The sequence below is a fragment of the Streptomyces eurythermus genome, assembly GCF_014649115.1.
Classification (GTDB): Bacteria; Actinomycetota; Actinomycetes; order Streptomycetales; family Streptomycetaceae; genus Streptomyces; species Streptomyces eurythermus.
In genome coordinates, this window is the sequence record NZ_BMSK01000005.1 from 224,873 (window position 1) to 243,206 (window position 18,334).

At 71.6% G+C, this 18,334-nt stretch carries 14 protein-coding genes and 1 tRNA gene; 3 read left to right on the forward strand and 12 right to left on the reverse strand.

Features of this window, described 5'->3' with window-relative positions; all coding sequences use genetic code 11:
- The first annotated feature begins 38 nt into the window (after positions 1–38).
- A complete protein-coding gene (locus IE251_RS11240; protein WP_229896699.1) occupies positions 39–830 on the forward strand; it encodes a glycosyltransferase family 2 protein in 792 nt (263 codons plus the stop codon).
- On the opposite strand, the gene IE251_RS11245 is transcribed toward IE251_RS11240, so the two are convergent.
- A complete protein-coding gene (locus tag IE251_RS11245) occupies positions 827–1,093 on the reverse strand; it encodes a ferredoxin (protein WP_189752755.1) in 267 nt (88 codons plus the stop codon). The two genes, IE251_RS11240 and IE251_RS11245, sit on opposite strands and share 4 nt — an antisense overlap.
- Positions 1,094–1,170: 77 nt before the next feature.
- Positions 1,171–1,656, reverse strand: a complete 486-nt coding sequence (locus IE251_RS11250; protein ID WP_189752958.1) for a hypothetical protein — start codon at positions 1,654–1,656, stop codon at positions 1,171–1,173.
- Positions 1,657–1,784: 128 nt separating this feature from the next.
- Here IE251_RS11250 and IE251_RS11255 point away from each other — a divergent pair, with 128 nt between their 5' ends.
- Both IE251_RS11255 and IE251_RS11260 read left to right on the forward strand, forming a co-directional pair.
- A complete protein-coding gene (locus IE251_RS11255; protein WP_189752756.1) occupies positions 1,785–2,411 on the forward strand; it encodes a hypothetical protein in 627 nt (208 codons plus the stop codon).
- A gap of 398 nt (positions 2,412–2,809) precedes the next feature.
- Complete coding sequence (locus tag IE251_RS11260; RefSeq protein ID WP_189752757.1) at positions 2,810–6,937, forward strand: WD40 repeat domain-containing protein; 4,128 nt, start codon at positions 2,810–2,812, stop codon at positions 6,935–6,937.
- Positions 6,938–7,075: 138 nt separating this feature from the next.
- Here the strand turns inward: IE251_RS11260 and IE251_RS41690 are convergent, their stop codons facing one another.
- The 10 genes from IE251_RS41690 to dnaN form a co-directional block, all read right to left on the reverse strand.
- Positions 7,076–7,207 (reverse strand): hypothetical protein, encoded by a 132-nt coding sequence (locus IE251_RS41690; RefSeq protein ID WP_267926223.1) that lies wholly within the window; start codon positions 7,205–7,207, stop codon positions 7,076–7,078.
- A 50-nt stretch (positions 7,208–7,257) separates the two neighbouring features.
- The gene (locus tag IE251_RS11265) at positions 7,258–7,713 is read right to left on the reverse strand and encodes a hypothetical protein (RefSeq protein WP_189752959.1); all 456 of its coding nucleotides are present in this window, start codon (positions 7,711–7,713) and stop codon (positions 7,258–7,260) included.
- A gap of 183 nt (positions 7,714–7,896) precedes the next feature.
- Positions 7,897–7,973: transfer RNA gene (locus tag IE251_RS11270), tRNA-Ile, on the reverse strand.
- A 105-nt stretch (positions 7,974–8,078) separates the two neighbouring features.
- Positions 8,079–8,792, reverse strand: coding sequence for a DUF3566 domain-containing protein (locus IE251_RS11275; protein WP_189752758.1), 714 nt, complete (start codon positions 8,790–8,792; stop codon positions 8,079–8,081).
- Positions 8,793–8,810: 18 nt separating this feature from the next.
- Entirely contained in the window at positions 8,811–11,405 is a 2,595-nt protein-coding gene (gene gyrA, locus IE251_RS11280; protein ID WP_189752759.1) for a DNA gyrase subunit A, read from the reverse strand.
- Between the two features lie 42 nt (positions 11,406–11,447).
- The gene (gyrB, locus tag IE251_RS11285; RefSeq protein WP_189752760.1) at positions 11,448–13,529 is read right to left on the reverse strand and encodes a DNA topoisomerase (ATP-hydrolyzing) subunit B; all 2,082 of its coding nucleotides are present in this window, start codon (positions 13,527–13,529) and stop codon (positions 11,448–11,450) included.
- 385 nt (positions 13,530–13,914) lie between these two features.
- Positions 13,915–14,484 carry a DciA family protein gene (locus tag IE251_RS11290; protein WP_189752761.1) on the reverse strand — a complete coding sequence of 190 codons (570 nt, stop codon included), beginning with the start codon at positions 14,482–14,484 and terminating at the stop codon, positions 13,915–13,917.
- Positions 14,481–15,602 (reverse strand): DNA replication/repair protein RecF, encoded by a 1,122-nt coding sequence (gene recF / locus IE251_RS11295; protein ID WP_189752762.1) that lies wholly within the window; start codon positions 15,600–15,602, stop codon positions 14,481–14,483. Before recF ends, IE251_RS11290 begins: the two co-directional genes overlap by 4 nt.
- Positions 15,603–15,637: 35 nt before the next feature.
- Positions 15,638–16,513 carry a phosphogluconate dehydrogenase (NAD(+)-dependent, decarboxylating) gene (gene gnd, locus IE251_RS11300; RefSeq protein WP_189752763.1) on the reverse strand — a complete coding sequence of 292 codons (876 nt, stop codon included), beginning with the start codon at positions 16,511–16,513 and terminating at the stop codon, positions 15,638–15,640.
- A 242-nt stretch (positions 16,514–16,755) separates the two neighbouring features.
- Positions 16,756–17,886 (reverse strand): DNA polymerase III subunit beta, encoded by a 1,131-nt coding sequence (gene dnaN / locus IE251_RS11305; protein ID WP_030615171.1) that lies wholly within the window; start codon positions 17,884–17,886, stop codon positions 16,756–16,758.
- Between the last annotated feature and the right edge of the window lie 448 nt (positions 17,887–18,334).

The following is an 18,334-nucleotide window of genomic DNA, read 5'->3' on the forward strand; positions in this document are numbered from 1 at the left end:
CTGGCAGCGACAACAGGCCCCCACCGCACGGAAAGGTGGTGAGCGCTGCCGTGAGCCGGCGCGTCACCGTAGTCACCGCTGTCCACGGCCCGTCCGCCCGGTTCCTGCCGGACGCGTACGCGTCCCTGTGCGCGCAGCGGCTGCCCGCCGGCTGGGAGTGGGAGTGGGTCGTACAGGAGGACGGGACGACGGACCAGGTCCGCCCGTACGTCCCGGACGACGCGCGGGTGTCCTTCCGCCAGGGCCGGCCGGGCGGTCCCGGCGTGGCCCGGACGATCGCGCTGTCCCGCGCCCGGGGCGCCTACGTCAAGGTGCTGGACGCCGACGACCGGCTCACCCCGGGCGCGCTCGCCCGCGACCTGGCCGTGCTGGAGGCGCGTCCCGCCGTCGGCTGGGCGACCTCCCGCGTGCTGGACCTGCTGCCCGACGGCACCACGGCCGGCTTCCCCGGCGACCCCGACGACGGTCCGCTGGAGCGCGGCACCGTCCTCGGCCACTGGAAGCGGAACGACTTCCGCCTGCCGGTCCATCCGGCGACCCTGTGCGTACGACGTGAGCTGCTGCTCGCGCTGGGCGGCTGGATGGCGCTGCCGGCCTCCGAGGACACCGGGCTGCTGCTGGCGCTGGACGCGGTGAGCCGCGGCTGGTTCTCGGCCCAGGCCGGTCTGCTGTACCGCAAGTGGGACGGGCAGGTCACGGGCCAGGCGGCCCATGTCGACCCCGCCGAGCGGACGGCCCGTACGGCGGTCGCCGAGGCCCGGGCCCGCGCGCTCGCCGGCCTCGGCTGGACCTACCCGCCGACGGCACCCACGCCTCCGGCGGCCGGCTAGCGACTGGTGGCCGGCCGCCCGCGCTGCTCCGGCGCGGCAGCCGCTTCCCCCGGCGCGGCGCCCTGTTCCCGCAGCACGACGGCCTGCGAGGGGCACTTCTCGGCCGCCTCCAGGACCGCCTCCCGTATCCGCGGGTCCCCGACCGCCCGGACGCCTCCGGGGCGCACCACGCCGTAGCCGTCCTCGAACGCGAACACGTCCGGTGCCCGGTGCGCGCACTCGGCCGAGCCGTAGCACAGGGCGCGGTCGACGGAGACCTCCATACGTCCTCCAGCCGTCGGCAGGGACCTTCGGAAGGTCACTGCCCGCCGGACCGCCCTCCCAACCCGCCAGGGGGGACCTACGGCCGCCCGCCCGCGGTGGCCAGCCAGTGGGCGACCCGGCGGACGGTGGGCTCGTCGAGCCGGTCGGCCAGGACACGGACCGCCTCGGCGTCCTCCGGACCGAGGTCGTACAGGCCCGCCCGGTCCAGCCCGGCCAGCAGCACCTGGTGCCGGCGGTCCGTCATGCGCTCGGCCAGCCGGGCCGGTTCCGGCGGAACGGGCGGAGCGGACGGCTCCGGCGCGGGGTCGCCGGTCGCGGCGGACGGGGCGGACGGGGCGTCGAACAGGTGCCAGGCGCCGTTCTCGGGCCCCCAGAGCGCGACCGTCACCTCGTCGCCCCGCGCGCGCAGGGTCCGGGTCATGTCGCCGACGGCGTACAGCACCGGTTCCCGGTAGGGGGACTGCGCGCCCACCGTCCAGGTGACCCCGTCGGGACCCCGGAACATCGCGACCCAGCGCGGCTCGCCGGGCGGTCGAGGGCACCGGGGACGCTGCTTCTGCATGGGCACTCACCCCTTCGGGAACGGCCGGCGAGGCGACCGTAACTGACGTACCGTCAGATTTCCAGGCCGTGTGACGCCTCCCGCCGGCCCGCGCCCGGGCGCACGGTGTCGTCGCGGAAGTCCCGGGAGTGGGAGGCCGGAGGACGAGCGGACGGGAAGCGGCGGCGGCCGGAGCGGACCCGCGGGCCGAGGAGCCGCGCCGGGTCCACGGCGGCCGGGCCCGCAGCGCCTACGACCGGGCGGCCGGCGCCTGCCGGTACGCCGGCGTCGGCCCGGACGCGGCCGAGATCGTGCCGACGGACGCGGCCGGCCGGGCCGCCAACGCGCTACGGCTGACGGCGCGGTCGCTCGCCGCCCTGGCGAAGACCGCTCCGGTGGAAACCGCCCCGACGGAGACGGCCTTGGCGGAGACGGCCCTGGCGGAGACGGTCCCGGACCCGGCGGCGGACGCCCGCTGCGCCCGCAACGCCGCCGCGGCCGCCCTGGCCGCGCAGTCGGCCGCGCGAGTGGCCGCGAGCCGGGAGGCCGGCCCGGCCGCCGCCGCTGCCCTGCGCGCGGCGCTCGCGGCGACCATGTCCGCGGCGGCCGCGGCCGGCGGCACCGCGCGGGGGCGGGACGCGTCCCTGAACGCCGCCGTGGAGAAGGCCGAGCGGCACGCCGTGGCCACGGCCCGCGCGGCGGGCCGGCTGGACCGACCGGACCCGATCATCGACCGAGCGGCCCGGCCCGATGGCCGGGCCCACCGTATGGATTGACTGATTCCGATTCCCGCCCGCCCGGCACCGGTCCCTCCCCTCGCGGGGACCGGTGCCGAACGGTGCGAGAACGTCGACCCACGCCATGTCGGCGCGGCGCGGGTCGAAGTGCGAGGACGGTTTCCGGGGCGCTCGCGGGCTCATCCGCCCGGGCGCGACACAGGGTGGCCGAATTTGACCGAGAACATTCGGCGCCATGGGCTGTCTCTCCGAGCACCGGGCCGGTGGCCTGTCCGGACGGTGTGTGACGAGTCCGCTACCGGGTTCGGATCCTGCCATTTGTCGTCGCCGACGAGGAGGTTCCGGACCTCGATCCACCCCTTAACCGCAGGTCAGACGTATAGGGTGAGTTTTCCGGTCCGGACGTCCGACACGCGGGGGAAGTAAGGGGTGGAACCTTGAGTTCCGACTCAGGGGCACGCACAGCCTTCGCCGAGCGGCTCGCGCTGCTCTACAAGGAGGCCGGAAATCCTCCCCTTAAAAGCGTCGCCCAGGCGGTCGTACGGCTCCAGCGGGTCGACGAGCGCGGCCGGCCCGTACGGGTGTCCGCGCAGCGGATCAGCGACTGGCGGCGGGCCCGGAACGTACCAGCCCAGTTCGCGGCCCTCGCGGCGGTCCTCCACATCCTGATCCCGGAGGCCCGGCGGCTGCGCCCCACTCCCGTCTCGGCCGGCCTGTACGACCTCGCCCACTGGCAGCGGCTGTGGGAGCTGGCCCTGACCGGTCCGGCCGGCGACCGGGCCGCGCCGCCCGCGGAGGAGAACCGGCGGCCCCCGGCCCAGGCGCCCCCGGTCCCCGGGGGCGTGTGCCCGTACCGGGGACTGGCCCCGTACCGGCGCGAGGACGCCCGGTGGTTCTTCGGCCGGGAGCGCAGTACGAAGGCCCTCGTCGCCCAGATCCGCGCGGCCGAGCGGTCCGGCGGCCTGGTCATGCTGGTCGGCGCCTCGGGCGCGGGGAAGTCGTCCCTGCTCAACGCCGGCCTCGTCCCCGCGATCCGGGACGGCGCCCTGCACGACGGCACGGCCTCGACCCCATCGGACGCTCCAGTCACACCAGTCACACGGATCACCGGAGAACCCAGCGAACCCTCCGATCCCTCAGGGCCCCCTGATCCCCCGGAACCCCCCGACCCCATCCTCCAGCTCGTCCCCGGCGCCGATCCGCTGGGCGAGCTGGTCCGCCGGATCCCCGAACTGGCCGCCGTCGCCGCCGAGGCACGGCGGGCCGAGCGGGAGGCGGCGCGGAACCCGGCGCTGCCGGGCAGCGACGCTCCCTACGTCACCCGGGCCGTGCGCGCGGCGGTCGCGGCCTGGGCCCGCCGGGCGTTCGCCCCCGGTACCCGGCCGGTCGTCATCGTGGACCAGTTCGAGGAGGCGTTCACCCTCTGCGCCGACGAGGCGGACCGGCGCTCCTTCATCCAGTTCCTGCACGCCGCCTGCACCCCGCCGGCCGGCTCCGCGGACCCCGCGCCCGTCCGGGTCGTCCTCGGCATACGGGCCGACTTCTACGAGCAGTGCCTCGGCTATCCGGACCTGGCCGACGCGCTCCAGCACCGGCACATGGTGCTCGGCCCGCTGACCAGCACCGAGCTGCGCGAGGCGGTGACCGGGCCGGCCAAGGCGGTGGGCCTGGAACTGGAGCCGGGGCTCACCGAGCTGATCGTGCGCGAGGTGAGCGCCGACGGCCCGCGCGGGGCGCACGACGCGGGCGTGCTCCCCCTGCTGTCGCACGCCCTGCTGGCCACCTGGCAGCGCCGCAAGGCCGGAAAGCTGACGCTGGCCGGCTACCGCGCGGCCGGCGGCATCCAGGGCGCGGTCGCGGCGACCGCCGAACGGGCCTGGTCCGGCCTGGACCCGGCGGCCCGGACCGCCGCCCGCCTGCTGCTGCTGCGGCTGGTCCGGCTCGGCGAGGACACCCAGGCCACGCGGCGGCGCGGCACCCGGCGGCAACTGGCCGAGGAGTCGGCGGACCCCGGCAAGACGGAGGAGTCGCTGGAGGCCCTGGTGCGGGCCCGGCTGGTGACGCTGGACGCGGACACCGTGGAGATCACCCACGAGGCGCTGCTGCACGCCTGGCCCCGGCTGCGGCACTGGATCGACGAGGGCCGCGGCGACCATCTGCTGCGCCAGCGGCTGGAGGAGGACGGCCGGGCCTGGGAGGACTCGGGCCGGGACAGCTCGCTGCTGTACCGGGGGTCCCGGCTGGAGCAGGCCCGCAGCTGGGCCCGGTCGGCCGGGGACACCTATCTGACCCGCAGCGCGATGGAGTTCCTGGCCGCCTCGGTGCGGCTGCGCAAGCGGACGGTGTGGCTGAGCCGGGCCGCGGTGGCGGCGCTGGTGGTGCTGGCCGTGCTGGCCGCCGGTTCCGCCGTGATCGCCTGGAAGCAGCGCGACGACGCCGTGTTCGAGCAGGTCCTCGCCGAGGCCGACCGGGTCCAGCACACCGACCCGTCGCTGGCCGCCCAGCTGGACCTGGTCGCGCACCAGTTGCGCCCCGGTGACGAGGGCACGTACAGCCGCCTGCTGTCGATCGTGAACGCGCCGCTGGCCACCCCGCTGTCCGGGCACACCGGCGCGGTCTACCTCACCTCCTTCAGCCCGGACGGCCGCACCCTGGCCACGGCCAGCTACGACCGCACGGTCCGGCTGTGGAACGTCGCCGACCCGAACCGCCCGGCACCGCTCGGCAAGCCGCTCACCGGCCACGCCAGCTGGGTGAGCAGCGCCGTGTTCAGCCCGGACGGCCGCACCCTGGCCTCGGCCGGCGACGACGGCACGATCCGGCTGTGGAACGTCGCCGACCCCGCGCACCCCGTGCCGCTCGGCGAGCCGCTCACCGGCCACGGGGGCACGATCTACCTGGTGGCGTTCAGCCCGGACGGCCGCACCCTGGCCTCGGCCGGGGAGGACCACACGGTACGGCTGTGGAACATGGCCGACCCGCGCCGGCCGCAGCCGCTCCAGACCCTGCGCGGACACACCGCCGCGGTGCGCTGCGTGACCTTCTCCCCGGACGGGCACACCCTCGCCACCGGCGGCGACGACAACTCGATCCGCCTGTGGAACGTGACCGACCCGCGTCGGCCGGAGCCGCTGAAGACCCTGCGCGGGCACACGGACCTGGTGCACTCGGTGGCCTTCGCCCCCGACGGGCGCACCCTGGCCAGCGGCAGCGCGGACGACACCATCCGGCTGTGGGACGTACGCCGGCCCGGGCGCGCGACGGCGCTCGGCTCCCCGCTGACCGGGCACACCGGGCCGATCTGGTCGGTGGCGTTCAGCCCGGACGGGGGCCGACTGGCCGCCGCGAGCGCGGACAGCACGGCCAGCCTGTGGAACGTCGGCGACCCCACATCGCCGTCCCAGGTCGGCGAGCCGCTCGCGGGCAGCAGCGGGGAGATGTACGCCCTGGGGTTCCGCCCCGACGGCCGTACCCTCGCCACCGGCAGCGGGGACGGCAAGGTGCGGCTGTGGTCGGTCCCGACCTCCGACATGGTCGGCCGCAGCGGGGCGTTCCGGCCGGACGGCCGGGTGCTGGCCACCGCCGCCCGCGACGGCCGGCTACGGCTGTGGAACGTGACCCGGCCCGGCCGGCCCGTACTGCTGGGCGAGCCGTTCATGCGGGCCGACGGCGACCAGCGCTCCATGGTGTTCTCGCCCGACGGCCGGGTCCTGGCCGTCCTCACCGGGGCCCGCACGGTGCACCTGTGGGACGTCTCCGACCCCGCCCGCCCGGTCGCCGCGGGCCCGCCGCTGGCCCTGCGGACCCGCTTCATGGGACCGGACGCGCTGGCCTACAGCCCGGACGGGCGCACCCTGGCCACCGCCTACGACGACCGCACCATCCAGCTGTGGAACGTCACCGACCCCGCGCACGCCGTACCGCTCGGCAGACCGCTCACCGGCCACCGGGGCTATGTCAACGCGCTCGCCTTCAGCCCCGACGGGCACACCCTGGCCAGCGGCAGCGCGGACAGCGAGATCCGGCTGTGGGACGTCACCGACCCCACGCGCACCGTCCCCCTGCGCTCCCCGCTGGCCGAGCACGCGGGCCCGGTGAACGCGCTCGCCTTCAGCCCCGACGGGGACACCCTCGCCAGCGGCAGCGACGACGACACGGTCCGCCTGTGGAACATCACCGACCCGGCGCGCGCCGAGCCGCTCGGCAGGCCGCTGACCGGCCACACCGAGGCGGTGACGTCCCTGACCTTCAGCACGGTCGGCCACACCCTGGCCAGCGGCGGCAACGACAACACGGTCCGCCTGTGGAACATCACCGACCCGGCCCGGGCGACCCCGATCGGCCAGTCCATGAGCCCCAACGCCAAGACCGGCCACTTCCTCTCCTTCAGCCCCAGCAGTCACGTCCTCGGCGTCTCCAGCGGCACCGACACGGTCCGCCTGTGGAACCTGGACGCGGACACGGCGATCCGCCACATCTGTTCGGTCACCCGGGGCGTCCTGACGAAGCAGCGCTGGCAGGAGTACCTCCCGCGCCTCTCCTACGACCCTCCGTGCGGTCGATGATCGGCCAACCTGCCTGATTTCCCCTGGACTTGGCCCCACACAACCCACAACCTTGTTACCCTTGGCCATAGCCCGATCGCTGGTGCATCCCCCGTCGCCAGCGGTCGGGTCTTTCATGTGGTGGGGACATCACCCTTCTCAGAACGGCGCCCGGTGGCGCTCCTCGTAGAAGTAGACCCCCGAGGTCGACGTCCGGGGGTGGCCGAGGCAGCCGATGACGAAGCGAACGGCCGGGGCGGTGGCGCCATAGACGCTGTTCCGGTGGGTCACGGTGTCAGCCGCTGGTGCCAGCCGCCGCACGCCGTTCATGTTGGGTCGGATCAGTCTCCGGAGTCGCCGCCATCGTCGTAATCGTCGCCACCGTCGTAGTAGTCGCCTCCGTCGTCGTCTCCGTCATCGCTGTGGTAGCCGACGGAGACCTGAGGAGCGTGAGTCGGAGTGGACGCGACCGCAATCCCGGCCGTGCCGATCGCGGCACCGCCGGACACGAGAACGCCTGCCGCCGAAACGGCAAAGAGGTACTTCAGACGTCGTGCGCGCATGATCGATACACTTCCTGTTTCTTGATCGGCCCGCACGCGGTCAGACGCGTGCGGCTGTTCGCGGCCGCCATGAAATGGTGTGGCGCGGTCTTCGATCGGCCGCGTACGTGTGGGGAGCATCTCCCTGTCGCAGCCCCGCAGCGTGGGCCTCGCCGACTGCGCTGCGGCCGCTTCCCCTATGAAGAGAATCTGACGGATCGCGTATGCCGCCGTGTCAGACGTCTCGTTACCCACGCTAGTCACCGCATGCTTCATCGCAACCGCTACGGCGCAGCCTGAGGGGTGGTTCAGGCGTCCAGGGGGAGCGCGCCCCTGTACGAACGACCTGAACGCCATGGGCCGCGGCTGACCGCCGCCGTTGGTGTCAAGCATGGGTGTCAAAAGACCCCCGGCCCAATGGACCGGGGGTCTTCTCGCTGGTGGGGCTAACAGGATTTGAACCTGTGGCCTCATCCTTATCAGGGATGCGCTCTAACCAACTGAGCTATAGCCCCGCCGCGCCTTGCGGTGTGTGTCCCGCGCGCTGACTCCTGAAGATTAGCGCACGACACCGTCAGTCCCAAAATCGGTTGTCGGGGACCGTCAGGACGCCGCCGGCCTCACTCGTCCTCCGCGAGGGTCAGCTCGATGCCCCCCACGAAGCCCGCGGAGAGGTTGTAGATGAACGCGCCGAGCGTCGCCAGGGCGGTCGCCAGGACCACGTCGATGACCGCGATGACCGACGTGAACGTCAGGACGTGCGGAAGGGACAGGAACGCCTGGAGGTCGAAGCCGTTGGCCTCGTTGGAGCCGGTCGCCTCCGAGATCGTGCCGCCGACCGTCGAGAACACACCCATCGCGTCCATCACCATCCACAGCACCGCCGAGGCGACGATCGTGCAGATGCCGAACGCGATGGAGAGCAGGAAGCTGACCTTCATCACCGACCACGGGTCGGCCTTGGCCACCCGCAGCCGCGCCTTACGGGTGCGCGGAGCCGTCGGCCGCATCCCCGTGCGCGGCTTGCGCACCGCGCCCTGCGCCGGATAGGCCTGCGGCGGGTGGTACGGAACCGCGGGCTGCTCCGGGTGCCGCTCACCGGGCAGCGGCGACGCCGCCCGTGCCTCGCCGGCCGGGCCTCGGGTGTCCGTCACCGTTCCCCCTTGGGATCCAGACGTACGGGAGGAGTCCGCCTGGGACCCCTTCACCGGATTCAGGTCGGTCGTGTGCGGGTCGCTCGCACTTGCCGCACGCGCGGCGGAGCCACGGCCGCCGCCGTCCGTTTCCGTACCCGTGGAGGTACCGGCCGATCCGGCGCCCGTGGCTCCGCTCACGATGACTCACTCCTCGTGCTACTCGGCCGAGGGTGCCTCACCCTCGTCCGTGCCGGTGGTCGCGGCATCCTCGGCGGTCTCGTCCACGGCCACGTCGCCGTCGACTTCCTCCGCCTCGCGCCCGGCCTCGGCGTTACGTGCGATACCGACCACGGCATCGCGCTTGCCCAGGTTGATCAGTTGGACGCCCATGGTGTCACGGCCCGTCTCCCTGACCTCGCTGACTCGCGTACGAATCACACCGCCGGAGAGGGTGATCGCGAGGATCTCGTCGTGCTCCTCGACAATCAGCGCGCCGACGAGCGAACCACGGTCCTCCACGATCTTGGCGGCCTTGATGCCGAGGCCGCCGCGGCCCTGGACGCGGTACTCGTCGACGGCGGTCCGCTTCGCGTACCCACCGTCGGTGGCAGTGAACACGAACGTACCGGGTCGGACGACATTCATCGAGAGAAGCTCGTCGCCCTCACGGAAACTCATGCCCTTGACACCGGAGGTGGCGCGGCCCATCGGGCGGAGGGACTCGTCCGAAGCGGTGAACCGGATCGACTGCGCCTTCTTGCTGATCAGCAGCAGGTCGTCCTCGGCGGAGACCAGCTCGGCACCGATCAGCTCGTCGTCGCTGCCGTCCTCGCGCTCGCGCAGGTTGATCGCGATGACACCGCCGGAGCGGGGCGAATCGTAATCCTTCAGTGGCGTCTTCTTGACCAGACCGGACTTGGTCGCGAGGACCAGGTACGGCGCCGCCTCGTAGTCCCGGATCGCCAGGATCTCCGCGATCGCCTCGTCCGGCTGGAAGGCCAGCAGGTTGGCCACGTGCTGGCCGCGCGCGTCCCGGCCGGCCTCGGGCAGCTCGTACGCCTTGGCCCGGTACACCCGGCCCTTGTTGGTGAAGAACAGCAGCCAGTGGTGCGTGGTGGAGACGAAGAAGTGGTCGACGATGTCGTCTTCCTTCAGCTTCGTGCCGCGCACGCCCTTGCCGCCGCGCTTCTGCGCCCGGTAGTCGTCCGTCTTCGTCCGCTTGACGTAGCCGCCGCGCGTGACGGTGACGACGATGTCCTCCTCGGCGATCAGGTCCTCGATGGACATGTCGCCCTCGTACGGGATCAGCTTGGTCTGGCGGTCGTCGCCGTACTTCTCGACGATCGCGGCCAGCTCCTCGCTGACGATCCCGCGCTGGCGGACCGGCGAGGCCAGGATCTGGTTGTACTCGTTGATCTTCGCCTGGAGCTCGTCGTGCTCCTGGACGATCTTCTGCCGCTCCAGGGCCGCCAGGCGCCGCAGCTGCATCTCCAGGATCGCGTTGGCCTGGATCTCGTCGATCTCCAGCAGGTCCATCAGGCCGCCGCGCGCGATCTCGACCGTCTCGCTGCGCCGGATCAGCGCGATGACCTCGTCGATGGCGTCCAGCGCCTTCAGCAGGCCGCGCAGGATGTGCGCCCGCTCCTCGGCCTTGCGCAGCCGGAACCTGGTCCGGCGGACGATGACCTCGATCTGGTGCGTCACCCAGTGCCGGATGAACGCGTCCAGCGAGAGCGTGCGCGGCACGCCGTCCACCAGCGCCAGCATGTTGGCGCCGAAGTTCGTCTGCAGGTCGGTGTGCTTGTACAGGTTGTTCAGCACGACCTTGGCGACCGCGTCCCGCTTCAGGACGATCACCAGGCGCTGACCGGTACGGGACGATGTCTCGTCACGGACGTCCGCGATGCCGCCGATCTTGCCGTCCTTCACCAGGTCGGCGATCTTCTGCGCCAGGTTGTCCGGGTTCACCTGGTACGGCAGCTCGGTGACCACCAGGCACTGACGGCCCTGGATCTCCTCGACCTCGACCACCGCGCGCATCGTGATGGAGCCGCGCCCGGTGCGGTACGCCTCCTCGATGCCCTTGCGGCCCACGACCAGGGCGCCGGTCGGGAAGTCCGGGCCCTTGATGCGCTCCATGAGCGCGTCCAGCAGTTCCTCGTGGGAGACCTCGGGGTTCTCCAGGTACCACTGGGCGCCGGCCGCGACCTCGCGCAGGTTGTGCGGCGGGATGTTGGTGGCCATGCCGACCGCGATACCGGCCGAGCCGTTGATCAGCAGGTTCGGGAAGCGGGCCGGCAGGACGGTCGGCTCCTGGGAGCGGCCGTCGTAGTTGTCCGTGAAGTCGACGGTCTCCTCGTCGATGTCCCGGACCATCTCCATCGACAGCGGCGCCATCTTGCACTCGGTGTAGCGCATGGCCGCCGCCGGGTCGTTGCCCGGGGAGCCGAAGTTGCCGTTGGAGTCCACCAGCGGCATCCGCATCGACCACGGCTGGGCGAGGCGCACCAGGGCGTCGTAGATGGAGGAGTCGCCGTGCGGGTGGTAGTTGCCCATGACGTCGCCGACGACACGGGCGCACTTGTAGAAGCCGCGCTCGGGGCGGTAGCCGCCGTCGTACATCGCGTAGAGCACACGGCGGTGGACGGGCTTGAGACCGTCCCGGACGTCCGGCAGCGCGCGGGAGACGATGACGGACATCGCGTAGTCGAGGTACGAGCGCTGCATCTCCGTCTCGAGCCCGACGGGCTCGACACGCATCGCGAGTTCGCCGCCCTCTTCCGGGGTGACGGGAGTGTTCTCGTCGGCCATTGCTGGTGAAGATCCTTCCTGGTGCGGTCAGCTGAGACCGACTCAGATGTCGAGGAAGCGGACGTCCTTGGCGTTGCGCTGGATGAACTGGCGGCGGGCCTCCACGTCCTCGCCCATGAGGACCGAGAACAGGTCGTCGGCCTGGGCGGCGTCGTCCAGGGTGACCTGGCCGAGGACCCGGTGCTCCTGGTCCATGGTGGTCACGCGCAGCTCCTCGGCGTTCATCTCGCCGAGACCCTTGAAGCGCTGGATGGAGTCCTCGCGGACCCGCTTGCCGCGCTGGCGGCCCATCTCGATCAGCGCGTCGCGCTCGCGGTCCGAGTAGGCGTACTCCACGTCGTCCCGGCCCCACTTGATCTTGTACAGCGGCGGGCGGGACAGGTACACGTGCCCGGCCTCGACCAGCGGCCGCATGAAGCGGAACAGGAAGGTCAGCAGCAGGGTGCTGATGTGCTGGCCGTCGACGTCGGCGTCCGCCATCAGGATGATCTTGTGATAGCGGAGCTTCTCGATGTCGAAGTCCTCGTGCACACCCGTGCCGAAGGCCGAGATCAGCGCCTGGATCTCCTGGTTCTGCAGGATCTTGTCGATCCGCGCCTTCTCCACGTTCAGGATCTTGCCGCGGATCGGGAGGATCGCCTGGTACTGCGGGTTCCGGCCGGACTTGGCCGAGCCGCCGGCGGAGTCACCCTCGACGATGAAGATCTCGCACTTGGCCGGGTCGTTGGACTGGCAGTCGGCCAGCTTGCCCGGCAGCGACGCCGTCTCCAGCAGGCCCTTGCGACGGGTCAGGTCGCGCGCCTTGCGGGCCGCCACGCGCGCGGTGGCCGCCTGGATGCCCTTGCGGACGATGTCCGCGGCCTCGACCGGGTTGCGGTCCAGCCAGTCGTTGAGGTGTTCGTAGACCGCCTTCTGCACGAAGGTCTTGGCCTCCGTGTTGCCCAGCTTGGTCTTCGTCTGGCCCTCGAACTGCGGCTCGCTCAGCTTGACCGAGATGATCGCGGTCAGACCCTCACGGATGTCGTCACCGGTGAGGTTGTCGTCCTTCTCGCGCAGCAGCTTCTTGTCGCGCGCGTACTTGTTGATCAGGCTCGTCAGCGCCGCGCGGAAGCCCTCTTCGTGGGTGCCGCCCTCGTGGGTGTGGATGATGTTCGCGAAGGAGTACACGCCCTCGCTGTAGCCGCTGTTCCACTGCATGGCGACCTCGAGGGACAGGCTCTTGTCCTTGTCCTCGGCCTCCAGCGAGACGACCGTCGGGTGCACCGCGTCCCCCTTGCGGGAGTTGAGGTACTTCACGAAGTCGACGATGCCGCCCTCGTAGTGGTACGTGACGGTCTTGACCTCGGCCTTCTCGTCGGCACCCGCCTCGTCCGCGCCGCTGGTGGCCTTGGCCGACTCGCGCTCGTCGGTGAGCCGGATCGTCAGGCCCTTGTTGAGGAACGCCATCTCCTGGAAACGCCGGGACAGCGTCTCGAAGGAGTACTCGGTGGTCTCGAAGATCTCCGGGTCGGCCCAGAAGGTGACCGACGTGCCGGTCTCCTCGGTCGCCTCGTGCTTGACCAGCGGGGCCGTCGGCACGCCCATCTTGTAGTCCTGCGTCCAGCGGTGGCCGTCCGTCCTGACCTCGACGGCGACCTTCGTGGACAGCGCGTTCACCACGGACACGCCCACGCCGTGCAGACCGCCGGAGACGGCGTAGCCGCCGCCGCCGAACTTGCCGCCCGCGTGCAGCACGGTCAGCACGACCTCGAGGGCCGGCTTGCCCTCGGAGGGCACGATGCCCACCGGGATGCCACGGCCGTTGTCGACGACGCGCACACCGCCGTCGGCGAGGATCGTCACGTCGATGGTGTCCGCGTAGCCGGCCAGCGCCTCGTCGACCGAGTTGTCGACGACCTCGTACACCAGGTGGTGCAGACCGCGCTCGCCCGTGGAGCCGATGTACATGCCGGGCCGCTTGCGGACCGCGTCCAGCCCTTCGAGCACGGTGATGGCACTGGCGTCGTACGAGGCTGAGGCCGCGCCGGACTCGGTGGCCTCGCCGTTCACGCCGGCGTCGGTGGACGGGATGTTCTCGTTGGGGTTGCCGGAATCGGCCACGAAGCGCCCTTTCTGGCACAGCACGAGCCGGGCTCGTCGGCAGGTTGCCGGAGCGGCTGCGGCATGTTGCGTTGGTAAGCCTTGATCAGCGTTGCTCAGCTTTTCCCGGGCGGTCCCCACGTTGGGGCGGGATTGTCTTCCAGTCTACCGGTAGCACTGACATCGATGGGGGTTTGCGGGCACCTCAGCTCCCATGTGCCGCCCTGAACCGGTCTCGGCCGGGTCCCGATATACGGATGGGGGCTCCAAGGGGCTCACAGCGGCACTCAGCGCTTCGCGTCGTCAACCCGTGGCTACTGGCGGGTCAGAAGGCCGCCGGCGGGCGATCCGGGGACGATCCGGACCCGGTCCCCACCGCCTCGTACGGCTACGACGGCCTTCCCGCGCACCCTCACGGACGTGAGGTACGTCACCCGTAGGTATCGCCGGGACCGGTGCTGCCCGGCGCCCGCAGCGGGCCGTAGCGGCGGGCGGGGCCGCCCGGGTTGAGCACCTTGATCATCCGTACGCTGCCCTGGCCCAGATCCTGGTTGAGCCGGGCCACCAGCGCGGGCGCGAGGTGCCGCAGCTGGGTCGCCCAGGCCGTGGAGTCGCAGGCCACGACCAGCACCCGCTCGTCCTCGTCGTACCGCTGCGGCACACAGTGCTTGGCCAGGTCCTCGCCGACGATCTGCGGCCAGCGGCCCATCACCCCGCCCACCGCGGCGGGCGTCTCCCAGCCGCGCTCGGTGATCAGCCGGCTGATCGCCGCCCCCAGCTTCTGCGGGTCGCGTCCGTCGGCGCGGGCACCGGAGCGCAGGCCGCCGCCGCGCCGGGCCTGCTTCTTCTGCCGTGCCGCGTCCCCACGCGCGCGTGCCTGCTCCTTCGCGGCGCGCAACGCCACGCGCGCGAGGTCGACACCGGAGGGCTCCTTGGCGTTCGCCGCCCTCGGGGCGCCCGGGGCTTCCGGGGTGTTCCGTGCGGGGTCCTCGGGGTTCATACGCGCTCCACCGTCCCGCCGGCCACCGCGTACCGGGCGCCGGCCAGCACATGGGGTACGTCGTCGTCCACGGCGGCGGTGACCAGCACCTGTTCGCCGGGGGCGACCAGTTCCGCCAGCCGTTCCCGGCGGCGGGCGTCCAGTTCCGCGAAGACGTCGTCCAGGATCAGCACCGGCTCGTTGCCCTCCGCGCGCAGCAGGTCGTAGGAGGCCAGCCGGAGGGCGAGGGCGTAGGACCAGGACTCGCCGTGCGAGGCGTAGCCCTTGGCGGGCAGCTGCCCGAGTTTCAGCACCAGGTCGTCCCGGTGCGGACCGACCAGGGTGACGCCCCGCTCGATCTCCTGCTTGCGCGCCTCGGCGAGGGCCGCCATCAGCTGCTCGTACAGCTCCTCGCGGGTGTGGGCCTCGCCCGGCGCCGACGGCTTGTACTCCAGCGCCACCGGACCGCCGCCGGGGGCCAGCTGTTCGTATGCCTTGTCGGCCAGCGGCTGGAGGGCCGCGACGAGGTCGAGCCGCTGGACGAGCACCTCGGCGCCCGCCCGCGCCAAGTGCTGGTCCCAGACGTCGAGCGTGGACATGTCCATGGACCGTCCACCGTGCCGGCGCGCGAGCGCGGCCGACTTCAGCAGGGTGTTGCGCTGCTTGAGCACCCGCTCGTAGTCGGAGCGCACACCCGCCATCCGCGGGGACCGCGCGGTGACCAGCTCGTCGAGGAACCGCCGCCGCTCACCCGGGTCACCCTTGACGAGCGCGAGGTCCTCGGGCGCGAACAGCACGGTCCGTACGATCCCCAGCACGTCCCGCGGTCTGACCTGCGAGGACCGGTTGATACGGGCGCGGTTGGCCCTGCCCGGGTTCAGCTCCAGCTCGATCAGCTGCTGCCGGTCGCCCTGGCGGACCTGCGCCCGCACGATCGCCCGCTCGGCGCCCATGCGCACCAGCGGCGCGTCGGAGGCGACCCGGTGGCTGCCGAGCGTGGCCAGGTATCCGACCGCCTCCACCAGGTTGGTCTTGCCCTGCCCGTTGGGGCCGACGAAGGCGGTGACGCCCGGGTCGAGCGGGACCTCGGCCCGGGCGTACGAGCGGAAGTCGGCCAGCGAAAGATGCGTGACGTGCATGGTCGTCCCGCCGACCTCCCTGCTTGTGCTGCGGCTTACTTCTTCTCTACGGCGTGACCGCCGAACTGGTTGCGCAGCGCGGCGATCATCTTCATCTGCGGCGAGTCCTCCTGCCGGGAGGCGAACCGCGCGAACAGCGAGGCGGTGATCGCCGGCAGCGGCACGGCGTTGTCGATCGCCGCCTCCACCGTCCAGCGTCCCTCGCCGGAGTCCTGTGCGTAACCGCGCAGGGCGTCCAGGTGCTCGTCCTCGTCGAGGGCGTTGACCGCGAGGTCCAGCAGCCAGGACCGGATGACCGTGCCCTCCTGCCAGGAGCGGAAGACCTCGCGGACGTTCTCCACGGAGTCGACCTTCTCCAGCAGCTCCCAGCCCTCGGCGTAGGCCTGCATCATGGCGTACTCGATGCCGTTGTGGACCATCTTCGCGAAGTGGCCCGCGCCGACCTTGCCCGCGTGCACCGAGCCGAAGTCGCCCTCCGGCTTCAGGGCGTCGAAGATCGGCTGCACCTTGGCGACGTTCTCCGCGTCGCCGCCGTACATCAGCGCGTACCCGTTCTCCAGGCCCCACACGCCGCCGGAGACACCGCAGTCGACGAAGCCTATGCCCTTGGCGGCCAGCTCCTCGGCGTGCCGCTCGTCGTCGGTCCAGCGGGAGTTCCCGCCGTCCACGACCACGTCGCCGGGCTCCAGCAGCTCGGCGAGGCGGTCGACAGTCGACTGGGTGGGCTCGCCCGCCGGGACCATCACCCAGACCACGCGCGGGCCGCTGAGCTTGCCCACAAGCTCTTCCAGGCTGTGGACATCCGCGACGTCCGCGTTGCGGTCGTACCCGATGACGGTGTGGCCCGCGCGGCGGATCCGCTCGCGCATGTTGCCGCCCATCTTGCCGAGGCCGACGAGACCGAGCTCCATCAGTTGTGTTCCTTAGGTCGCTGTGTGGCGTGAGAGGCACCGAGGTGCCGAGCCGAGCCTAAACCCGGACGCTCACGCACAGCTGTGGGCATACGCGCTCATGCGAGACCCGCGCTGACCTGCGGAAACGTAGTCCCGGAGGGGTTCGTGGGGGCACCAGTGAGCGGAGTCCGCCGCACCTCCCGGTCACGCTGCCGGGCATCCACAGGGACGCCCGGCACCGTGCACACCTGTGGAAAACGTCAGCCGCTGAGCCGGACCGGCATGATCAGGTACTTGTACGCGTCGTCGGCCTCCGCGTCCACCGCCGGCTTCCCGCTGAGCAGCGCCGGCTTCGTGGACGTGGTGAACGACAGCTGCGCCACCGGCGAGTCGATCGCGCTCAGGCCGTCCAGCAGGAACGTCGGGTTGAAGGCGATCGAGATGTCGTCGCCCTCCAGCTGGGCGTCGACCCTTTCCACAGCCTGTGCGTCGTCGCTGGACCCGGCCTCCAGGATCAGCACGCCCTGCTCGAAGCTCAGCCGCACCGGGGTGTTCCGCTCGGCGACCAGGGCCACGCGCTTGACCGCCTCCACGAACGGCGCGGTCTCGATCACGGCGACGGAGTTGAACTCGGTCGGGAACAGCGTGCGGTACTTGGGCAGGTCACCCTCCAGCAGACGCGTGGTCGTACGCCGCCCGGCGCCCTCGAAACCGATCAGGCCCTCGCCGGCACCGGCACCGGCCAGCGCCAGCGTGACGCTGTCCCCGGCACCGAGCGACTTGGCGGTGTCCAGCAGCGTCTTGGCCGGGACCAGGGCGACGGCGGAGGCGTCGGGGTTCTCCGGCTTCCACAGGAACTCGCGGACCGCGAAGCGGTAGCGGTCGGTGGAGGCCAGGGTGACCGTGTCGCCCTCGATCTCGATGCGCACACCGGTGAGCACCGGCAGCGTGTCGTCACGCCCGGCGGCGATGGCCACCTGGGAGACGGCCGCGGCGAAGACCTCGCCGGGGACGGTGCCGGTCGCGTTCGGCATCTGCGGCAGGGCCGGGTACTCCTCCACAGGCAGGGTGTGGAGGGTGAACCGGGAGGTGCCGCAGACCACGGTCGCCCGTACACCGTCTGTGGAAATCTCCACCGGCCGGTTGGGGAGGGCGCGGGAGATGTCGGCGAGCAGCCGGCCGGAGACCAGGACGGTGCCCTCCTCCTCGACCTCCGCCTCGACGTTCACCCGCGCGGAGACCTCGTAGTCGAAGCTCGACAGACTCAGCTGGCCGTCCTCGGCCTTGAGCAGCAGGCCGGCGAGGACAGGCGCCGGCGGACGGGCCGGGAGGCTGCGTGCCGCCCAGGCCACTGCCTCCGCGAGTACGTCGCGTTCCACCCGGATCTTCACCGTAAGCCGCCTCCTGCTGTTGCTACTGAGTCCTCCGACTCGGTGTCACCGCCCCCTGGGACGGGAAGGACACCGGGGACCAGTCTGACGCACGGCACTGACAGTAGGTGCCCGTCGGGGTCAAGTCGGTCCGAGCGGCAGCCGGGCGCGAGAGGGCGAGTTGTGCACAGCCCCCGCTTCAAAACGATTGCCGAGCTCTCTCTAGTCGGGAGTAGTAGTAGGGCCTGTGGATACGGTGGATAACCACGTTTGCCCAGCTCAGCGCGGGTTTTTTATCCACCGCCCCTGTGGGTGGAGGCAGTGGACAACCTGGGCCCTCTGTGGAGAACGGAAAGTTCTGCACACACCGCCCACAGGCTGAGGGCAGTTCTCCCCAGCTGTGTCCCCAGGAATACCCAGGTTTCCCACAACCCAATCCGGCAGCTTCCTGTGACGCCTTTCACTCGAC